General features: G+C 60.8%; 18 protein-coding genes. 8 read left to right on the top strand and 10 right to left on the bottom strand.

The window, feature by feature from the left end; all coding sequences use genetic code 11:
- Window positions 1–68: 68 nt before the first annotated feature.
- Complete coding sequence (locus AC1PUL_RS03535) at window positions 69–290, bottom strand: hypothetical protein (protein WP_480466652.1); 222 nt, start codon at window positions 288–290, stop codon at window positions 69–71.
- 111 nt (window positions 291–401) lie between these two features.
- Here AC1PUL_RS03535 and AC1PUL_RS03530 point away from each other — a divergent pair, with 111 nt between their 5' ends.
- The 3 genes from AC1PUL_RS03530 to guaD all read left to right on the top strand — a co-directional run bounded on the left by AC1PUL_RS03530 (window position 402) and on the right by guaD (window position 3980).
- Complete coding sequence (locus AC1PUL_RS03530) at window positions 402–1301, top strand: LysR substrate-binding domain-containing protein (RefSeq protein WP_480466651.1); 900 nt, start codon at window positions 402–404, stop codon at window positions 1299–1301.
- A 136-nt stretch (window positions 1302–1437) separates the two neighbouring features.
- Entirely contained in the window at window positions 1438–2676 is a 1239-nt protein-coding gene (puuD, locus tag AC1PUL_RS03525; RefSeq protein ID WP_480466650.1) for a urate hydroxylase PuuD, read from the top strand.
- The gene (guaD, locus tag AC1PUL_RS03520; protein WP_480466649.1) at window positions 2673–3980 is read left to right on the top strand and encodes a guanine deaminase; all 1308 of its coding nucleotides are present in this window, start codon (window positions 2673–2675) and stop codon (window positions 3978–3980) included. The genes puuD and guaD overlap by 4 nt, the downstream gene beginning before the upstream one ends.
- A 27-nt stretch (window positions 3981–4007) precedes the next feature.
- On the opposite strand, the gene AC1PUL_RS03515 is transcribed toward guaD, so the two are convergent.
- Window positions 4008–4541 (bottom strand): tetratricopeptide repeat protein, encoded by a 534-nt coding sequence (locus AC1PUL_RS03515; protein WP_480466648.1) that lies wholly within the window; start codon window positions 4539–4541, stop codon window positions 4008–4010.
- Window positions 4542–4712: 171 nt separating this feature from the next.
- On the opposite strand from AC1PUL_RS03515, the gene AC1PUL_RS03510 reads away from it, so the two are divergent.
- From AC1PUL_RS03510 to AC1PUL_RS03495, 4 genes are all read left to right on the top strand, one after another.
- Window positions 4713–5132, top strand: a complete 420-nt coding sequence (locus tag AC1PUL_RS03510; RefSeq protein WP_480468475.1) for a hypothetical protein — start codon at window positions 4713–4715, stop codon at window positions 5130–5132.
- A gap of 28 nt (window positions 5133–5160) precedes the next feature.
- Window positions 5161–5595 carry a potassium channel family protein gene (locus AC1PUL_RS03505; protein ID WP_480466647.1) on the top strand — a complete coding sequence of 145 codons (435 nt, stop codon included), beginning with the start codon at window positions 5161–5163 and terminating at the stop codon, window positions 5593–5595.
- Window positions 5596–5702: 107 nt separating this feature from the next.
- Window positions 5703–6848 carry an alpha-hydroxy acid oxidase gene (locus tag AC1PUL_RS03500; protein WP_298467146.1) on the top strand — a complete coding sequence of 382 codons (1146 nt, stop codon included), beginning with the start codon at window positions 5703–5705 and terminating at the stop codon, window positions 6846–6848.
- 125 nt (window positions 6849–6973) lie between these two features.
- Window positions 6974–8320, top strand: coding sequence for a TIGR02594 family protein (locus tag AC1PUL_RS03495; protein ID WP_480466646.1), 1347 nt, complete (start codon window positions 6974–6976; stop codon window positions 8318–8320).
- A gap of 7 nt (window positions 8321–8327) precedes the next feature.
- Here AC1PUL_RS03495 and AC1PUL_RS03490 read toward each other — a convergent pair whose 3' ends face one another.
- From AC1PUL_RS03490 to AC1PUL_RS03455, 8 genes are all read right to left on the bottom strand, one after another.
- Window positions 8328–9074 (bottom strand): metallophosphoesterase family protein, encoded by a 747-nt coding sequence (locus AC1PUL_RS03490; protein WP_480466645.1) that lies wholly within the window; start codon window positions 9072–9074, stop codon window positions 8328–8330.
- On the bottom strand, window positions 9074–9430 hold the full coding sequence (gene uraH / locus AC1PUL_RS03485; RefSeq protein ID WP_480466644.1) for a hydroxyisourate hydrolase: 357 nt from the start codon (window positions 9428–9430) through the stop codon (window positions 9074–9076). Before uraH ends, AC1PUL_RS03490 begins: the two co-directional genes overlap by 1 nt.
- A complete protein-coding gene (locus AC1PUL_RS03480) occupies window positions 9427–9927 on the bottom strand; it encodes an ureidoglycolate lyase (protein WP_480466643.1) in 501 nt (166 codons plus the stop codon). The genes uraH and AC1PUL_RS03480 overlap by 4 nt, the downstream gene beginning before the upstream one ends.
- 5 nt (window positions 9928–9932) lie before the next feature.
- Window positions 9933–10298 (bottom strand): HepT-like ribonuclease domain-containing protein, encoded by a 366-nt coding sequence (locus AC1PUL_RS03475; protein ID WP_480466642.1) that lies wholly within the window; start codon window positions 10296–10298, stop codon window positions 9933–9935.
- On the bottom strand, window positions 10295–10585 hold the full coding sequence (locus AC1PUL_RS03470) for a nucleotidyltransferase family protein (protein ID WP_298467161.1): 291 nt from the start codon (window positions 10583–10585) through the stop codon (window positions 10295–10297). Before AC1PUL_RS03470 ends, AC1PUL_RS03475 begins: the two co-directional genes overlap by 4 nt.
- A gap of 300 nt (window positions 10586–10885) precedes the next feature.
- On the bottom strand, window positions 10886–12211 hold the full coding sequence (locus tag AC1PUL_RS03465) for an MATE family efflux transporter (protein WP_480466641.1): 1326 nt from the start codon (window positions 12209–12211) through the stop codon (window positions 10886–10888).
- 13 nt (window positions 12212–12224) lie between these two features.
- Window positions 12225–12575, bottom strand: coding sequence for a MarR family winged helix-turn-helix transcriptional regulator (locus tag AC1PUL_RS03460; protein ID WP_480466640.1), 351 nt, complete (start codon window positions 12573–12575; stop codon window positions 12225–12227).
- A gap of 250 nt (window positions 12576–12825) precedes the next feature.
- Complete coding sequence (locus AC1PUL_RS03455; protein ID WP_298467168.1) at window positions 12826–13866, bottom strand: glutamine synthetase beta-grasp domain-containing protein; 1041 nt, start codon at window positions 13864–13866, stop codon at window positions 12826–12828.
- A 395-nt stretch (window positions 13867–14261) separates the two neighbouring features.
- On the opposite strand from AC1PUL_RS03455, the gene AC1PUL_RS03450 reads away from it, so the two are divergent.
- Entirely contained in the window at window positions 14262–14441 is a 180-nt protein-coding gene (locus AC1PUL_RS03450) for a DUF2735 domain-containing protein (RefSeq protein ID WP_054148428.1), read from the top strand.
- Window positions 14442–14507: the final 66 nt, after the last annotated feature.

The raw sequence follows: 14507 nt of genomic DNA, 5'->3' as shown, positions 1-14507 counted from the left end.
TCCTGCCTGAGAAGCGTGAATCGATCTCGCAGTGGACTCTACGAAACATCTATAATCATTGGACTTTTCTAGAGCGGACCGCCAAGGCTTCGGTCAAGCAGCCGCCGCTCGGACCACTCCCTCGCATGCCAAACATCCTCCACCATCTCCAGCCCGACGTCCCGGCGAAGGTCATCCGGAAGGTCGTCGACATCAAGCCGGCGGACACCTTGTCCCGGTGGTACGGCCTTGCGAAGCCGCTGCAGAATGCCCTCGAAACTGGGCATAAGTCGTCCGATCGCGGATACCATCTGAGCCTCCACGCTACGTGATTTCGTTCTTGTTCGATGCTGCGACCATGCCTGAGGTTGCCGGCGCGATCCAATTCAATTACGCTTCGCATGGATAAAGAGAACTGATCCATGAAACTGTCGCGCCAACTGCCGTTGAATGCCCTTCGCGTCTTTGAGGCGGTCGGGCGGCTCATGAGTTTCACCCGCGCCGGCGAAGAGCTCGGCATGACCCAGACAGCCGTCAGCTATCAGATCAAGCTGCTTGAGGAGCATATAGGCGAGCCGCTGTTCTGGCGCCGCCCGCGCCAGATCGGTCTGACGGAGACCGGGGAGCGGCTGCATCCGAAGGTGGCGGAAGGCTTCGGGCTGCTCCAGGAGGCCATGCTGAACGCCACTCGCAGGGATCACGAGGTTCTCGAAATCCACTCCTCACCGACCTTCGCCTCGCAATGGCTTGCAAGGACGCTCGGGAGTTTTCAACTGGAGTATCCCAACATCGCTGTCAGGCTGTTGCGAGGATCGGGATTGACCGATTTCAATCGTGAGCCTGCCGATGTGGCCATTCGCGTCGGTCAGGGTCCTTGGCCCGGCCTCGTTTGTCGCGAGTTGATCCGACTGGACTATACCCCCATGCTCAGCCCGAAACTTGCTGATAGCATTGGCGGCATCCATGCACCCGCAGATCTTTCGAAACTGCCATGGATCAGCGATGACGATACACGTTGGCGCGACTGGTTCCTGCTGGCCGGGCTTGAGACACCGCCCAAATCAGCAAGAAGGCTAGATGCTCTTGGCGTCCTAGATCTCGAAGCAGGAGCCGCCATTGCCGGCCATGGTGTCGCCATGCTCAGTCCGTTCTATGTTCAAGATGACCTGTTGTCAGGGCGTCTGATCCGCCCTTTCGAAACCAGCTTGACCGACAACAATACCTATTGGCTGGTCTATCCACACTCCCGCCGCCACCAGCACAAAATCAAGGCTTTCGAAGCATGGCTTGTGGCGGCGCTCGAAGCCGAAAAAGCGCCCTGATTTCACGGGCTTCTCCCGACGAAAAGAATCTCTGCATAAATCGCGCGTCAGAGCCCTCCGCGCGGCCGGAAGGGCTTCCCTTGCAGCGCAATATTTTCCACACTGGCAGGCCGGGAGGACGAAAGGGGAACTCCGAATGTATGAATACGCAATCGCCTGGGAATGGCTGAATTTTGCCGTCCGCTGGCTGCATGTGATCACGGCGATCGCCTGGATCGGCTCGTCCTTCTATTTCATCGCGCTGGATCTCGGCCTGGTAAAGCGCCCCGGTCTGCCCGTCGGCGCCTATGGCGAGGAATGGCAGGTGCATGGCGGTGGCTTCTATCACATCCAGAAATATCTGGTCGCGCCCGCCTCAATGCCGGAGCATCTGACCTGGTTCAAATGGGAGAGCTATGCCACCTGGCTCTCAGGGTTCGCCCTTCTGGCCGTGGTCTATTACGGCGGCGCCGATCTCTTCCTGATCGATCGCACTGTGCTCGACATCGAGCCCTGGCAGGCGATTGGCCTGTCGCTGGCGTCGCTCGCCGTCGGCTGGATCCTGTATGACCTCCTTTGCAAGTCGCCGCTCGGCCGCAACACCTGGGGCCTGATGGCCATCCTTTATGTCGTGCTGATCGCCATGGCCTGGGGCTATACGCAAGTGTTCACCGGTCGCGCCGCCTTCCTGCATCTGGGCGCGTTTACCGCCACCATCATGTCGGCCAATGTCTTCTTCATCATCATTCCGAACCAGAAGACCGTCGTTGCCGACCTGATCGCGGGCCGCACGCCCGATCCGAAATACGGCGTGATTGCCAAGCAGCGCTCGCTGCACAACAATTATCTGACGCTGCCCGTCATCTTCTTCATGCTGTCGAACCACTACCCGCTGGCCTTCGCCACGGAGTTCAACTGGATCATCGCAGCCCTGGTCTTCCTGATGGGCGTTACCATCCGCCACTGGTTCAACACCACGCATGCCCGCAAGGGCAAGCCGACCTGGACCTGGCTGGTCACGGTGCTCCTCTTCATCGTCATCATGTGGCTCTCGACCGTGCCGAAGGTGCTGACCGGGGAGGAGGAACAGGTGAGCCTTTCGACCCGTGAACAGACCTTTGTCCAGAACGGCCATTTCGAAGCGGTGCGCGATGTCGTACAGGGCCGCTGTTCGATGTGCCACGCAGCCGAGCCCGTCTGGGAAGGCATTGCGCGGGCACCGAAGAACGTGAAGCTGGAAACGGACGGCGAGATCGCCGCCCATGCCCGTGAAATCTATCTCCAGGCCGGCCGCAGCCATGCCATGCCGCCTGGAAACATCACCGATCTCTCGCCCGAAGAGCGCAAACTGCTCGTCGCCTGGTACGAGACGACGGTTCAAGGCAAGACAGAATGACTGAAACACTGATCCGCGGCCGCCTCCTCTCCTTTCGCCGGGCACCCGAGCATGCCGGCGACCGCGAAAGCTATCTCTACGAGGAAGACGGCGCGCTGCTGGTCCGCGACGGCAAGATTGCCGCTGTCGGCGCCTATGCCGACGTGAAGCCCAAGGCCGGTGCTGATACAACCGAGATCGACCACCGCCCGCATCTGATCCTGCCGGGCCTGATCGACTGCCATGTACATTTCCCGCAGATGCAGGTGATCGCCTCCTATGCCGCCAATCTCTTGGAATGGCTGAACACCTACACCTTCCCCGAGGAATGCCGCTTCGTCGAAAGCGCGCATGCAGAGCGCATCGCCACGCAGTTCTTCGACGAATTCCTGCGCCAGGGCACGACAACGGCGGTTGCCTATTGCTCGGTGCACAAGGCCTCCGCCGATGCCTTCTTTGCCGAGAGCCTGAAGCGCGGCACGCTGATGATCGGCGGCAAGGTGATGATGGACCGCAATGCGCCGCAAGGCCTGCTCGATACGCCGCAACTGGGTTATGACGAGACCCGCGCGGTCATCGAGCAATGGCATGGCAAGGGCCGCAACCACGTCGCCATCACCCCGCGCTTTGCCATCACATCGACGCCCGAGCAGATGGCGATGACGCAGAAGCTGGCGGAAGAATTCCCCGACCTGCATATCCAGACGCATCTGTCGGAGAACCACGACGAGATCCGCTACACCTGCGAGCTCTATCCGGACGCCACTGATTATACCGATATTTATGCCCGCTACGGCCTGCTCAGGAAAAAGGCGCTCTTCGGCCATGCGATCCACCTGTCGGATCGAGAGGCGGATGCCATGGCGGAGAGTGGTGCGGTCGCGGTGCATTGCCCGACCTCCAACCTCTTCCTCGGCTCCGGCCTCTTCCCGCTGAAAGCGATCAAGCGTCGCGAAAAGCCCGTGACCGTCGCGGTCGCCACCGATATCGGCGGCGGCTCCAGCTATTCGATGCTCAAGACCATGGACGAGGCCTACAAGATCCAGCAGCTGCTCGGCGAGCGGATGAACCCGCTCGAAAGTTTCTACCACATGACACTGGGCAATGCGGTCGCGCTCGATCTTGCGGACCGGATCGGCACGCTGGACGAAGGCACCGATGCCGATATCGTCGTGCTGAATGCCGCCGCCACCCCGGCCATGCGGCTGCGCATGGAAACGGTGACCTCGCTTTCGGAAGAACTCTTCCTGCTGCAGACGCTGGGCGACGATCGTTCCGTGGTGGAGACCTATGTCGCCGGCAAGGCCTCGAAGCCTGCAAACTGAAGCGCATCCGGCACTGGCGACAGGCCCTTATCGGCCCTTCGCCTCTGCCAGGGCTTCGCTCAGTTCCTGATAGGGCTCGCATTGGACACCGCAGATGCGCGCGATCTGCGCGAGTTCTTCCTCGGCCTCCGCGATCCGCCCGAGCATCAGATAGGCCTCGCCAAGATACTCCCTCGCCTCGGCATAATAGGGATCGAGGACCAGTGCGCGCCGATAGAAAACCAACGAACCCTCGGGATCGCCGAGCTTGCGGGTGACGAAGCCGCGATAGTTGAAGTAGCGCGCAGAGTTCTTCTGCCTGACGGCATCGAGCAGCGCCCGCGCCTCCTCGAAGCGCTCCTCGTCAATCCTGCGTTTGGCATTCGCCATCAGATCGGCATCATTTAATCGCGTCATATCCGTGGCGCACTGCCCCGCGCCGCTGTCGAAGACTTCGCCCGGAGGGCATGTCGGCACCGGGTCGTTGTCGAGAATGACCGCATTTGACGATCTTCCAGCCACGGCAAGGCCCAAGACGAGCAAAACGACGAGCAGAACGCAATTCCGTGCTAGCCTCAACATAACGCCCCTCTCTTTTTCGCGTCATGAGCCTATGGCCGCTCTGCAAAAAGCGGATGACAAAGCGAGCATTGACACGCCGGCCCGAACCCGATGATGCTCCACGTCGCGTCGCCCCCTATGCGACACTGAACGGTGCCGACGCTGCAAACCTCGGGAAAGATTTGGGCCATGATGAGTGACAGTGGCTATTCCGGCACCCCCCTTCCGAAAAAGCTCGGATTGAAGCCGGAGCTTGCCGCCCTCTTCGTGAATCTGCCCGACGATCTCACCCATCTTGTCGACGATCTGCCCCTGGCGCGCTGCGTCGGAAACATCACCGAGGCTGATGGCAGGGAGCAGGACGATATCCATGTCTTCGAGACGGAACGCGCCTGCCTCGAAGACCACGCGTCACGCCTGAAATCCATGCTGAAACCGTCAGGCATGCTGTGGATCTCCTGGCCGAAAAAGGCCTCGAAAGTGCCTACCACGATCACCGAGGACGTGCTCCGCACCGTCTTCCTGCCGACTGGCCTGGTCGACGTGAAAGTCTGCGCCGTCACCGATGTCTGGTCGGGCCTGAAATTCATGATCCGCAAGGACCTTCGCTGAACGACAGTCATCCGGAGGAGGATGCATCATGCTGGCCACCAACCTCGCCCTCGGCACACTGATGATCTCGCTGACGGTGGTCATCCACACCTTCGGCCTGATGGGCGTGACCCATGTTATGAGCTTTGTCACCGACCACATTCGCCTGCATGGCCATCGCAGCCGGCTGCTCGCCATGAACACGGTGGTCATCGGCGTCTTTGCCGTGTTGACGGCCGAGGTCTGGCTCTGGGCCGCCGCCTATAGCGTGATCGGCGTGGTCGATGATTTCGAGACCGCCCTCTACTTCTCGACCATCACCTTCTCGACCGTCGGTTATGGCGACGTCGTGCCCCATCCCGAATGGCGCATGTTTGCCGCGCTCGAAGGTGTCAACGGCTTCCTGCTGATCGGCTGGTCCACCGCCTATCTGATTGCCGCCGGCATGCGCGTCGGCCCGTTCCGCTCGGGAGAACACTTCTGAAGGATCCAAGAGGTAAAATTATCTTACCTCTTTTCCTGTCTCCTGTTCACAGTCGACCGAATGGCATGTTATGCCGAAACAAAGACATTGGCGGAGAGAGAGACCACATGGGGCCGATCCTTGAAATTTCCGATCTGAAGACGCTGGCACGCAAGCGCGTGCCCAAACTCTTCTTCGATTATGCCGATAGCGGCTCCTATACCGAGAGCACCTACCGGGCGAACGAGAGCGATTTTGCCAGGATCAAGCTGCGCCAGCGCGTGCTCGTCGACATGAGCGGCCGCACACTCGAAACGACCATGGTCGGCGAGAAGGTGAAGATGCCCGTGGCGCTGGCGCCGACCGGCCTCACCGGCATGCAGCATGCCGATGGCGAGATGCTCGCAGCCAAGGCTGCGGAAGAGTTCGGCGTGCCTTTCACGCTCTCGACCATGAGCATCTGCTCGATCGAGGATGTCGCCTCGGTCACCACCCGCCCCTTCTGGTTCCAGCTCTATGTCATGCGCGACCGCGATTTCGTCGTGAACCTGATCGAGCGCGCCAAGGCCGCCAAGTGCTCGGCCCTCGTCTTGACCGCCGACCTCCAGCTGCTCGGCCAGCGCCACAAGGATATCCGCAACAGCCTCGCCGCCCCGCCGAAGCTGACGCCGAAACATCTCTACCAGATGGCGATCCGCCCGCGCTGGTGCTGGAACATGCTGCAGACCAACCGCCGCACCTTCCGCAACATCCACGGCCACGCCAAGAACGTCACCGATCTTTCCTCGCTGCATTCCTGGACGGCGGAGCAGTTCGATCCGAAATTGTCCTGGAAGGATGTCGAGTGGATCAGGAAGCAATGGGGTGGCAAGCTGATCATCAAGGGCATCCTCGACGTCGAAGATGCCCGGATGGCGGCGAAAACCGGGGCTGATGCCATCGTCGTCTCAAACCACGGCGGACGCCAGCTCGACGGCGCGCATTCCTCGATATCCATGCTGCCGAAAATCGTCGATGCCGTCGGCCACAAGATCGAGATCCACATGGATGGCGGCATCCGCTCCGGCCAGGACGTGCTGAAGGCCGTGGCGCTCGGCGCCAAGGGCACCTATATCGGCCGCCCCTTCCTCTATGGCCTCGGCGCCATGGGCAAACAGGGCGTGACCAAGGCGCTGGAGATCATCGCCAAGGAGATGGACGTGACCATGGCACTCTGCGGCAAGCGCCAGCTCGCCGATATCGACAAGACGATCATTGCCGAGAGCCCGTTCTGAACCACCCCGGATGGCTGCAATCCAACGCAATCCCAGGTAAGCGCCATCGTAAAACACGCTCTCTAGACTTGTATTTGCTGAAGGATACTCTTCCCCCGCGAAATGAATTCGCGGGGGATACTTTCATGACCAGGACCATCATCGACACGCCCTACAGCGTCCAAGCACGGGCGCACCAGCTGGCTGCGCTCGGCATCCGCTGCATCATCCGCTACTACAACCGACAAAACAGCCAGACCTTTCCCGACAAACGTCTCACCAGGCCTGAAGCCGAGGCGATCGTCGAAGCCGGCATGTCGATTGCGGTGGTGTTCCAGCAGAACCATCGCCTGATCACGGATTTCAGCGAGAGCTTCGCATTGAAGGACGCCGAGGCCGCCCTCGAATGTGCGCGCGCCATCGATCAGCCCAAGGGCAGCGCAATCTATGTTTCTGTGAACCATGACTTCAGCAGTGCCGACGACCTCAGCACGATCGAAAGATATTTCCGGATCTTCGCGGAAAAAGTTGGCACAGGTTCGACCGGCTATCGGCTGGGGGTCTACGGCTCAGGCAAGGTCAGCAGCAAACTCAAAGAGGCAGGCCATATTAACCTCGTCTGGCTACCAAGGGCGCTTGGCTGGTCCGGCAGCAAGGACTATCTCGAAAACGGCCCCTGGGATCTCTACCAGGATGCGGTCTCGCTCAAGATTGACGGGCTCGACTGCGACAGCAACATCACCCGGCCGGGAAACCCGGATTTCGGCCAGTTCACGCTGCCGTTGCCATCGACCGTCGTGACCAGGCGGCAGCCGGAAGACACCGATGGCAGTCGGGCGCTCTTTCAGGTCTCGAGCCATGGCAGCCTCAATCTGCGCGGAGGCGCCTCCCTCGATTTCCCGATCATCCGCCCGCTGGCACCAGAAACCCGACTTTACGGGCTGCAGCGCAGCGGAAACTGGATCCAGGTGGATCTGGAAGGTGACGGTCGTCCCAATGGCTATGTTTCGCTGGATTATCTCGTGGCCGTGACCGGTGAAGCGGGAGACCTGCCAGTTGTTGGCCAACAGGCGATCGACATCGCCTATCGGGAATACGAAATGCAGGTGGCCAATCTGGATGGCCCCGGCACAAACCCGCGCATAGCGCTCTACTACCGGCGGCTGGACGGCGCAGCGATCGGGCATGACGACGATGAAGTGGCGTGGTGTTCCTACTTCGTCAATTTCTGCTTTTCAGAGGTAGGACAGAGGGGCTCCGGTCGCGCCAATGCCCGCTCCTGGCTCACCTGGGGCAGGCCTGTTCAGGGAGCGCCGCGACGGGGTGACGTTGTCGTCCTGTGGCGGCAGTCTCCGGACAGCTGGAAGGGCCACGTCGGCTTCTTCGTCGGCTATGACGGAGACCAGTGGCTGCTGCTCGGCGGCAACCAGGACGATGCCGTCTCGATCAAGGCCTATGATCCCGCACGGGTGCTCGGTGTGCGCCGTCTTTGAGCGACGATCAGCCCAGGCGGCCGGTCGCAAGGCCGGTCGTCCAGTTGGGACGGCCATTGCGTTCGGCAAGCTGCGACTGGGACATATGATCATAGGGTACGAGCCGGAAGCTGACCGACCAGCCGGCATCCGTCTTCTCCAGGATCGCGTAGGATGCGAACGGGCTGCCCGCTTCGACCTTGTGATAGACGGGCGCATCATCGTCATAGGCCGGGCAGCCAACGCTGCCGGGATTGACGATCATCCTGCAGTCGGAAAGGCGGACGACGCGCGGCAGATGGGTATGGCCGCAGAGGATCAGCGGCTGGGCGATGCCCTGGGCCCAGGCCTCGATCTCCGCTTGGTCGCGCAGCACGACACGCCCCTCCGGCGTCGCCTGTTCGAGCCAGTAGGTGCCGTCATCCTGCGGCCGCGCATGGCAGAGATAGGCGACGTCGCGGAAGACCGCATCGAAGGGCAGCGCGCGCAGCCAGTCGAGATGCCGCTCTGTCAACTGGCTGAAGGCATCCGCCTCCCATTCATGCATGTCGCCGCTAGCATGTTCGATCAGATAGCGGTCGTGATTGCCGCGCACTGTGACCAGCTGAAGCAGCACGAGGATATCCGCCGTCCGCCCGGCTTCGAGCGGGCCGGACAGGCAATCGCCGAGATTGACGATATCGACTGTTTGAATGCCCTGCGCCGCGATATCGGCAAGCACCGCCTCAAGGGCTACGGCATTGCCATGAATATCGGCGATGGCTGCAAACCGCATCAGCTGCCCCGATAGGTCGAATAGCCATAAGGCGAGAGAAGCAGCGGTACGTGATAATGCGCCGTCGTGTCGGAAATGCCGAAGCGGATCGGGATCACATCGAGAAAGGGCGGATCGGTGAGCGCAAAACCCTTGGCCTTCAGATAATCCCCGGCATGGAAAAGCAGCTCGTATTGCCCGACCTGGAATTCGTCGCCGATCAGCATCGGCCCGCCATCGACACGCCCGTCGTCATTGGTGAAGACGGTCTTGATCAGCTCCGCCTCCTCGCCATTCATCCGCATCAGCTGGATGCGCAGGCCCTGGGCGGGCTTGCCGAGTGCCGTGTCGAGCACATGGGTGGTGAGGCCGGTCATATCTGGGGCTCCCGAATCACGAAGGGGGTATCGAAGAAGAATTCTTCGAGATTGTTGCCGGGTCCGTCGCGATCGACAACCAGGAAATCGCTGACGTCGCCGATCGCCATCAAGGGATGATGCCAGGTATTGCGCCGATAGTTCACGCCCTGGTGCGGGCGGGCGAGAAACACATGCGGCTGCCCTGGTCTGCCGTCCTCATCGTGGGACACCGCGACGAGGAAGGGCCGACCCGACAACGGCGAAAAGCTCTGGCTGCCGAAGGGATGGCGCTCCATCATGCCGATTTCATAAGGGAAGGCGCGCGGTTGCCCGCGAAAAATGTTGACGATGACCCGCGCCCCCTCGCCCGTCACCTCGGGCGAAAACAGCGCATGAAAGCGTTCCGTCGTGCCGCCATTGATCAGCCGCATGGTCGAGGGATCGGCCTCGATCACCTCGCCAAAGGGCGCAAATGTTTCGGCCGTCAGCGGACGGATGGGAAGGTCGATGGGCAAAGGGGTCATTCTCCCTGGACATGCGGATGGCGAAGCTGGTCGATCTGGCGAACCAGCTTCGGAAGATCACGCTGCACCGTATCCCATACCTGCCGCCAATCCAGCCGGTCATATTGGTGGACCACAAGATTGCGCAGCCCCCGCATTTGGGCCCAGGCGATCTCTGGTTGCTCCGACGCGATATCCGGGAACCGCGCCTGGATACGGGCGGCTGCCGCCGCGATCAGGACGAAGGTCATGGCAACCGCGCGTTGGCGAAGGAGATCGTTCTCGAACGCTTCGAAACTGACCCCATCGAGGAACCCGATGGCTTCGGTGGCTGCTTCCTCCATATCGATGAGGTTGTCGAGCAGCCGCTCTTCGGGGGTCATATGGCGATCGCCTCAGCAAGGATCCGGTCACGCATACGCGCCTTGAGACCATCCGCGGTTACAACATCGACCGGGCACGGCAACAGATCCTCCATCTCGGCCTGCAGTCCACCCAGATCGAAAAGCGTCATTCCCGGCAAGCCGTCCACGAGAATGTCGAGGTCGCTGTCCGGCCCGTCCTCGCCTCGCGCCACCGACCCGAAGACACGCGGGTTCGTCGCCTTGTGACGTGCCGTCACCTCGCGGATCACCTGCCTGTTTTTCTCCAGCACCTCTGACGGACGCATGACCGATCTCCTTGACCGACATGATAGAGCAAACGCGAAACGCGAGAAAGAGTGAGGCTTACACCACCAATACGAAAGCGGCGCTTGGATGCGTTCCGTCGTCCGCCACAGATCAGCCGCCAGATCGAGGGATCGGCCTCGATGACCTCGCCGAAAGGCGCGAATGTTTCGGCCGTCAGCAGACGGATGCGCAAGCGGAATAAGCCTTGGTACGAGACGAGCACGCGGCCGCATGACGGCTTCGGGGACAATCAGCGTCCGCCTTAACCAGCATCCGGATCGGGGCCTGCCGTCTCTGCGTCAACCGGGCAAGCGCGTGAGCCTGTTGAATCTCCAGATCAGAGCAAGCGCGGCAAGCGCCAGAGCCGAAACGAAGCCGAGCCAGACGCCTTGCGGGCCCATACCCAGCGGGAATGCGAGTGCCCAGCCGAGCGGGATGGCGACCGGCCAATAAGCGAGGATCGAGATCACCGAGGGAATGGCCGTATCGGACAGGCCACGCAAGGCCCCCACAAGGGTCGATTGAAGCCCGTCCACGACCTGGCTGAGCGCGAAGACGAAGAACAACGCCGCAGCCAGGTCGATGACGGCGGGATCAGACGAAATCAGCGCCGCGATTTCGGCACCGTAGAGGCCAAGCAGCAGCGCCGCGGCCGCTAGCCAGACCGTCGCCATCCCGAGGGCGGCAAAAGTCACCCTGCGCACCCTATCGAGGCGGTTTGCTCCAGCGGCCTGGGCGACGCGGATTGCCACGGCTCCAGCGACCCCGAGCGGCACCATATAGAGCAGCGTTCCGACCGACAGCGCCACCTGATTGGCAGCCAGCGCGATCGATCCGAACAGACCGATCAACATGGTCGCCACCGCCATGGCAGCCGTCTCGGCCACATACATCACGCCGAGCGGCGCGCCCTCGCGCACGAGTTTTCCGGCTTGCACGGCAGACCGATCGCCTCTCGCCCGCAACCGCAGGGTCGACAGGGACCAGCGCCAATAGGCGAAGGCCGCCAACAAGGCGATGCTCTCGGCAACCAGCGATGCGATCCCGGCGCCAGCCAGGCCGAGAGCCGGCAAAGGTCCGATCCCATAGATCAGGCAGTAGTTGAGAGGGATGTTCAGGATACAGGCAAGCGCGCCAAAACTCACCCCGATCCAGGGACGATCAATGGCTTCGAAGGCCGATTTGAAAACGGTGAGGATGGAATAGGGAATGAGGAAGGCAGCGATCAGATGCCAATAGGCCGTGACCTCCGAAAGCACGTCTTCCGGTTGCCCGAAATAGGGCATGAGAAGCAGCGAGGCACTCATGATCAGGGCCGCGCCAACGCCTGCCACGGCGCCCAGCGTCAGACCGACCCGCAGTACGGCCGCAACCCGGCGCCCCTGGCGCGCGCCGAAGGCATTGCCGATGCGAACGGAGATGACGGAAAGAAAGCCGTAGACCGCAGCCAGCATCACGGTCGCCACGGCACCCGCAAGTCCGACCGCAGCCAGGGGCACATGACCAAGCGGCGCGATCATCAGGGAATCCGTCACCGTAATCACGGCTCCAGTGCTGAGGCCGACCACGATGGGAACGGCCAGACGCGCGATATCCTTCAGTTCAGTCAAAAAGCTGGGGGTCATGGGAAATGTGTCGTCACGTCTGGGAACATTCAAGACTGCCGCGCGCCTTCTTCAGCAACCGCTCAAGGTCTTTGAGTTCGTCGGGGTCCAGTGCACGAGAAATGCGCTCCGCTGTCTCGGCATAGATCGATTTCTCCTCAGCGACCAGCGCGCTGCATTTTTCCGTCGGCGTCAACAGCACCGATCGTCCGTCGGCACTGTCGGAAAGCTTGTTGAGATATCCGCTAAGATGCAGCTTCCGGACCATGACGGATGCGGAAGCACGACTGACACGCATCTGCTCTGCCAGATCCGCAAGCCGCAGCGGCTTTTCGGCGGCAATCACCAGATAGAGGTAGTCGAGTTCCGTGGCCGTCAGGTCCATGGACCCGCTTTTGCGGGACTCTTCCCTCCACCGGAACCACATATGCCATTGCAGGCAGCGCAGACTTTCTTCCAGATCCATCACAACCAACCTATGTAGTTAGACTAACTAACTATATAGCGTAGGTGATTTTTGCAAGCCCCCTCTGTTGTCGGCACAGGCTCCGTCAAACCGGAGCAGACCACCAGACAAAACGAAAACAGCGCCGGTGTTGCCACCGGCGCTGCAATCATGAGACCTGGCCCTGAAATCAGGCGGCAGACTTGGCGTAGTCGGCAGTCGAGACTTCGGCGATCGTCGACAGGACGCGCGAAGCGATCGCATAGGGGTCGCCCTGGGAGTTCGGGCGGCGGTCTTCGAGGTAGCCCTTGTAGCCGTTGTTGACGAAGGAGTGCGGAACGCGGATCGAGGCGCCACGGTCGGCAACGCCGTAGGAGAACTTGTTCCACGGAGCCGTCTCGTGCTTGCCGGTCAGGCGCAGGTGGTTGTCCGGACCGTAGACGTCGATGTGCTCCTTCCAGTTCTTCGCAAACGCTGCCATGAGCGCTTCGAAGTACTCCTTGCCGCCAACTTCACGCATGAAGGTGGTGGAGAAGTTGCAGTGCATGCCCGAGCCGTTCCAGTCGGTGTCGCCGAGCGGCTTGCAGTGGAATTCGACGTCGATGCCGTACTTTTCGCAGAGACGCAGCAGCAGGTAGCGTGCGATCCAGATCTGGTCAGCGGCCTTCTTGGAGCCCTTGCCGAACACCTGGAATTCCCACTGGCCCTTGGCCACTTCGGCATTGATGCCTTCGTGGTTGATGCCGGCTTCGAGGCAGAGGTCGAGATGCTCTTCGACGATTTCGCGAGCGATGGAGCCGACATTCTTGTAGCCGACGCCGGTGTAGTACGGACCCTGCGGAGCCGGATAGCCCTGCTCCGGGAAGCCGAGCGGACGGCCGTTTTCGTAGAAGAAGTATTCCTGTTCGAAACCGAACCAGGCGCCTTCGTCGTCGAGGATGGTCGCACGGCTGTTCGACGGATGCGGCGTGACGCCATCCGGCATCATGACTTCGCACATGACGAGAGCGCCGTTGGTGCGGGCCGGGTCGGGATAGATGGCGACAGGCTTCAGCACGCAGTCCGACGAGTGGCCTTCGGCCTGCATCGTCGAGGAGCCGTCAAAGCCCCAGAGCGGCAGCTGTTCCAGGGTCGGGAAGCTGTCGAATTCCTTGATCTGCGTCTTGCCACGCAGGTTTGCTACCGGCTTGTAGCCATCGAGCCAGATATACTCGAGCTTAAACTTGGTCATGGTGCTCTCTCTTCAGTCTCGCGCCATTCATGCGCAACAGAGGGGTGATTCTCCGGTTCGCCCGGGAGTCGGACAAGAAAAAGCAGGAACCGTGCCAGTTTGCCCGCAATCACGAGAAAGCGACCATTTTGTCGCAGGCGAAAGCCTGAAACCCGGTAATCAAAGGGCTTTCTTTAACAGATTGAGCTCATACTTGCGGAACCAGAGGCGCGTGTCGGGTGTTGTCTGCACACCAAAGATCACGAAAGCGCTGTGATGATTTTAAATTCATCACTTTTTCTGCATCAATATTGCCTACAAAATAGGCAAATTGCACTTTTCATGTGCATTTCAGTTTCAGACGTGGTAAGCATGGAACATCGAGACAACACTCGGTGGAAACGAGAGGCAGTAGCATGACAACGAACATGGTTCGGGAATCGGCGAAGATCTACGAATTCCCGGTGCGTGACCTGGCCCGGCTGAATGCCATGCGTGAGCGCCAGACGCCGAAACCCGTGATCTATGAGAGCGGTTCGGCAAGCTGGTATCACGAGGAAGCGATCCGCGAAGCCGAACGGGCGCCAAAGCAGTAAACGCCATAAAGGCATATAAAAAAGCCGCCCGCTTTGCGGACGGCCTGAAGCATGCGACGAGCGGGC

This window comes from Rhizobium sp. P43, assembly GCF_056730705.1.
The sequence above is the reverse complement of the archived record's forward strand: the minus strand, read 5'-3'. Positions and strand labels throughout refer to the sequence as shown.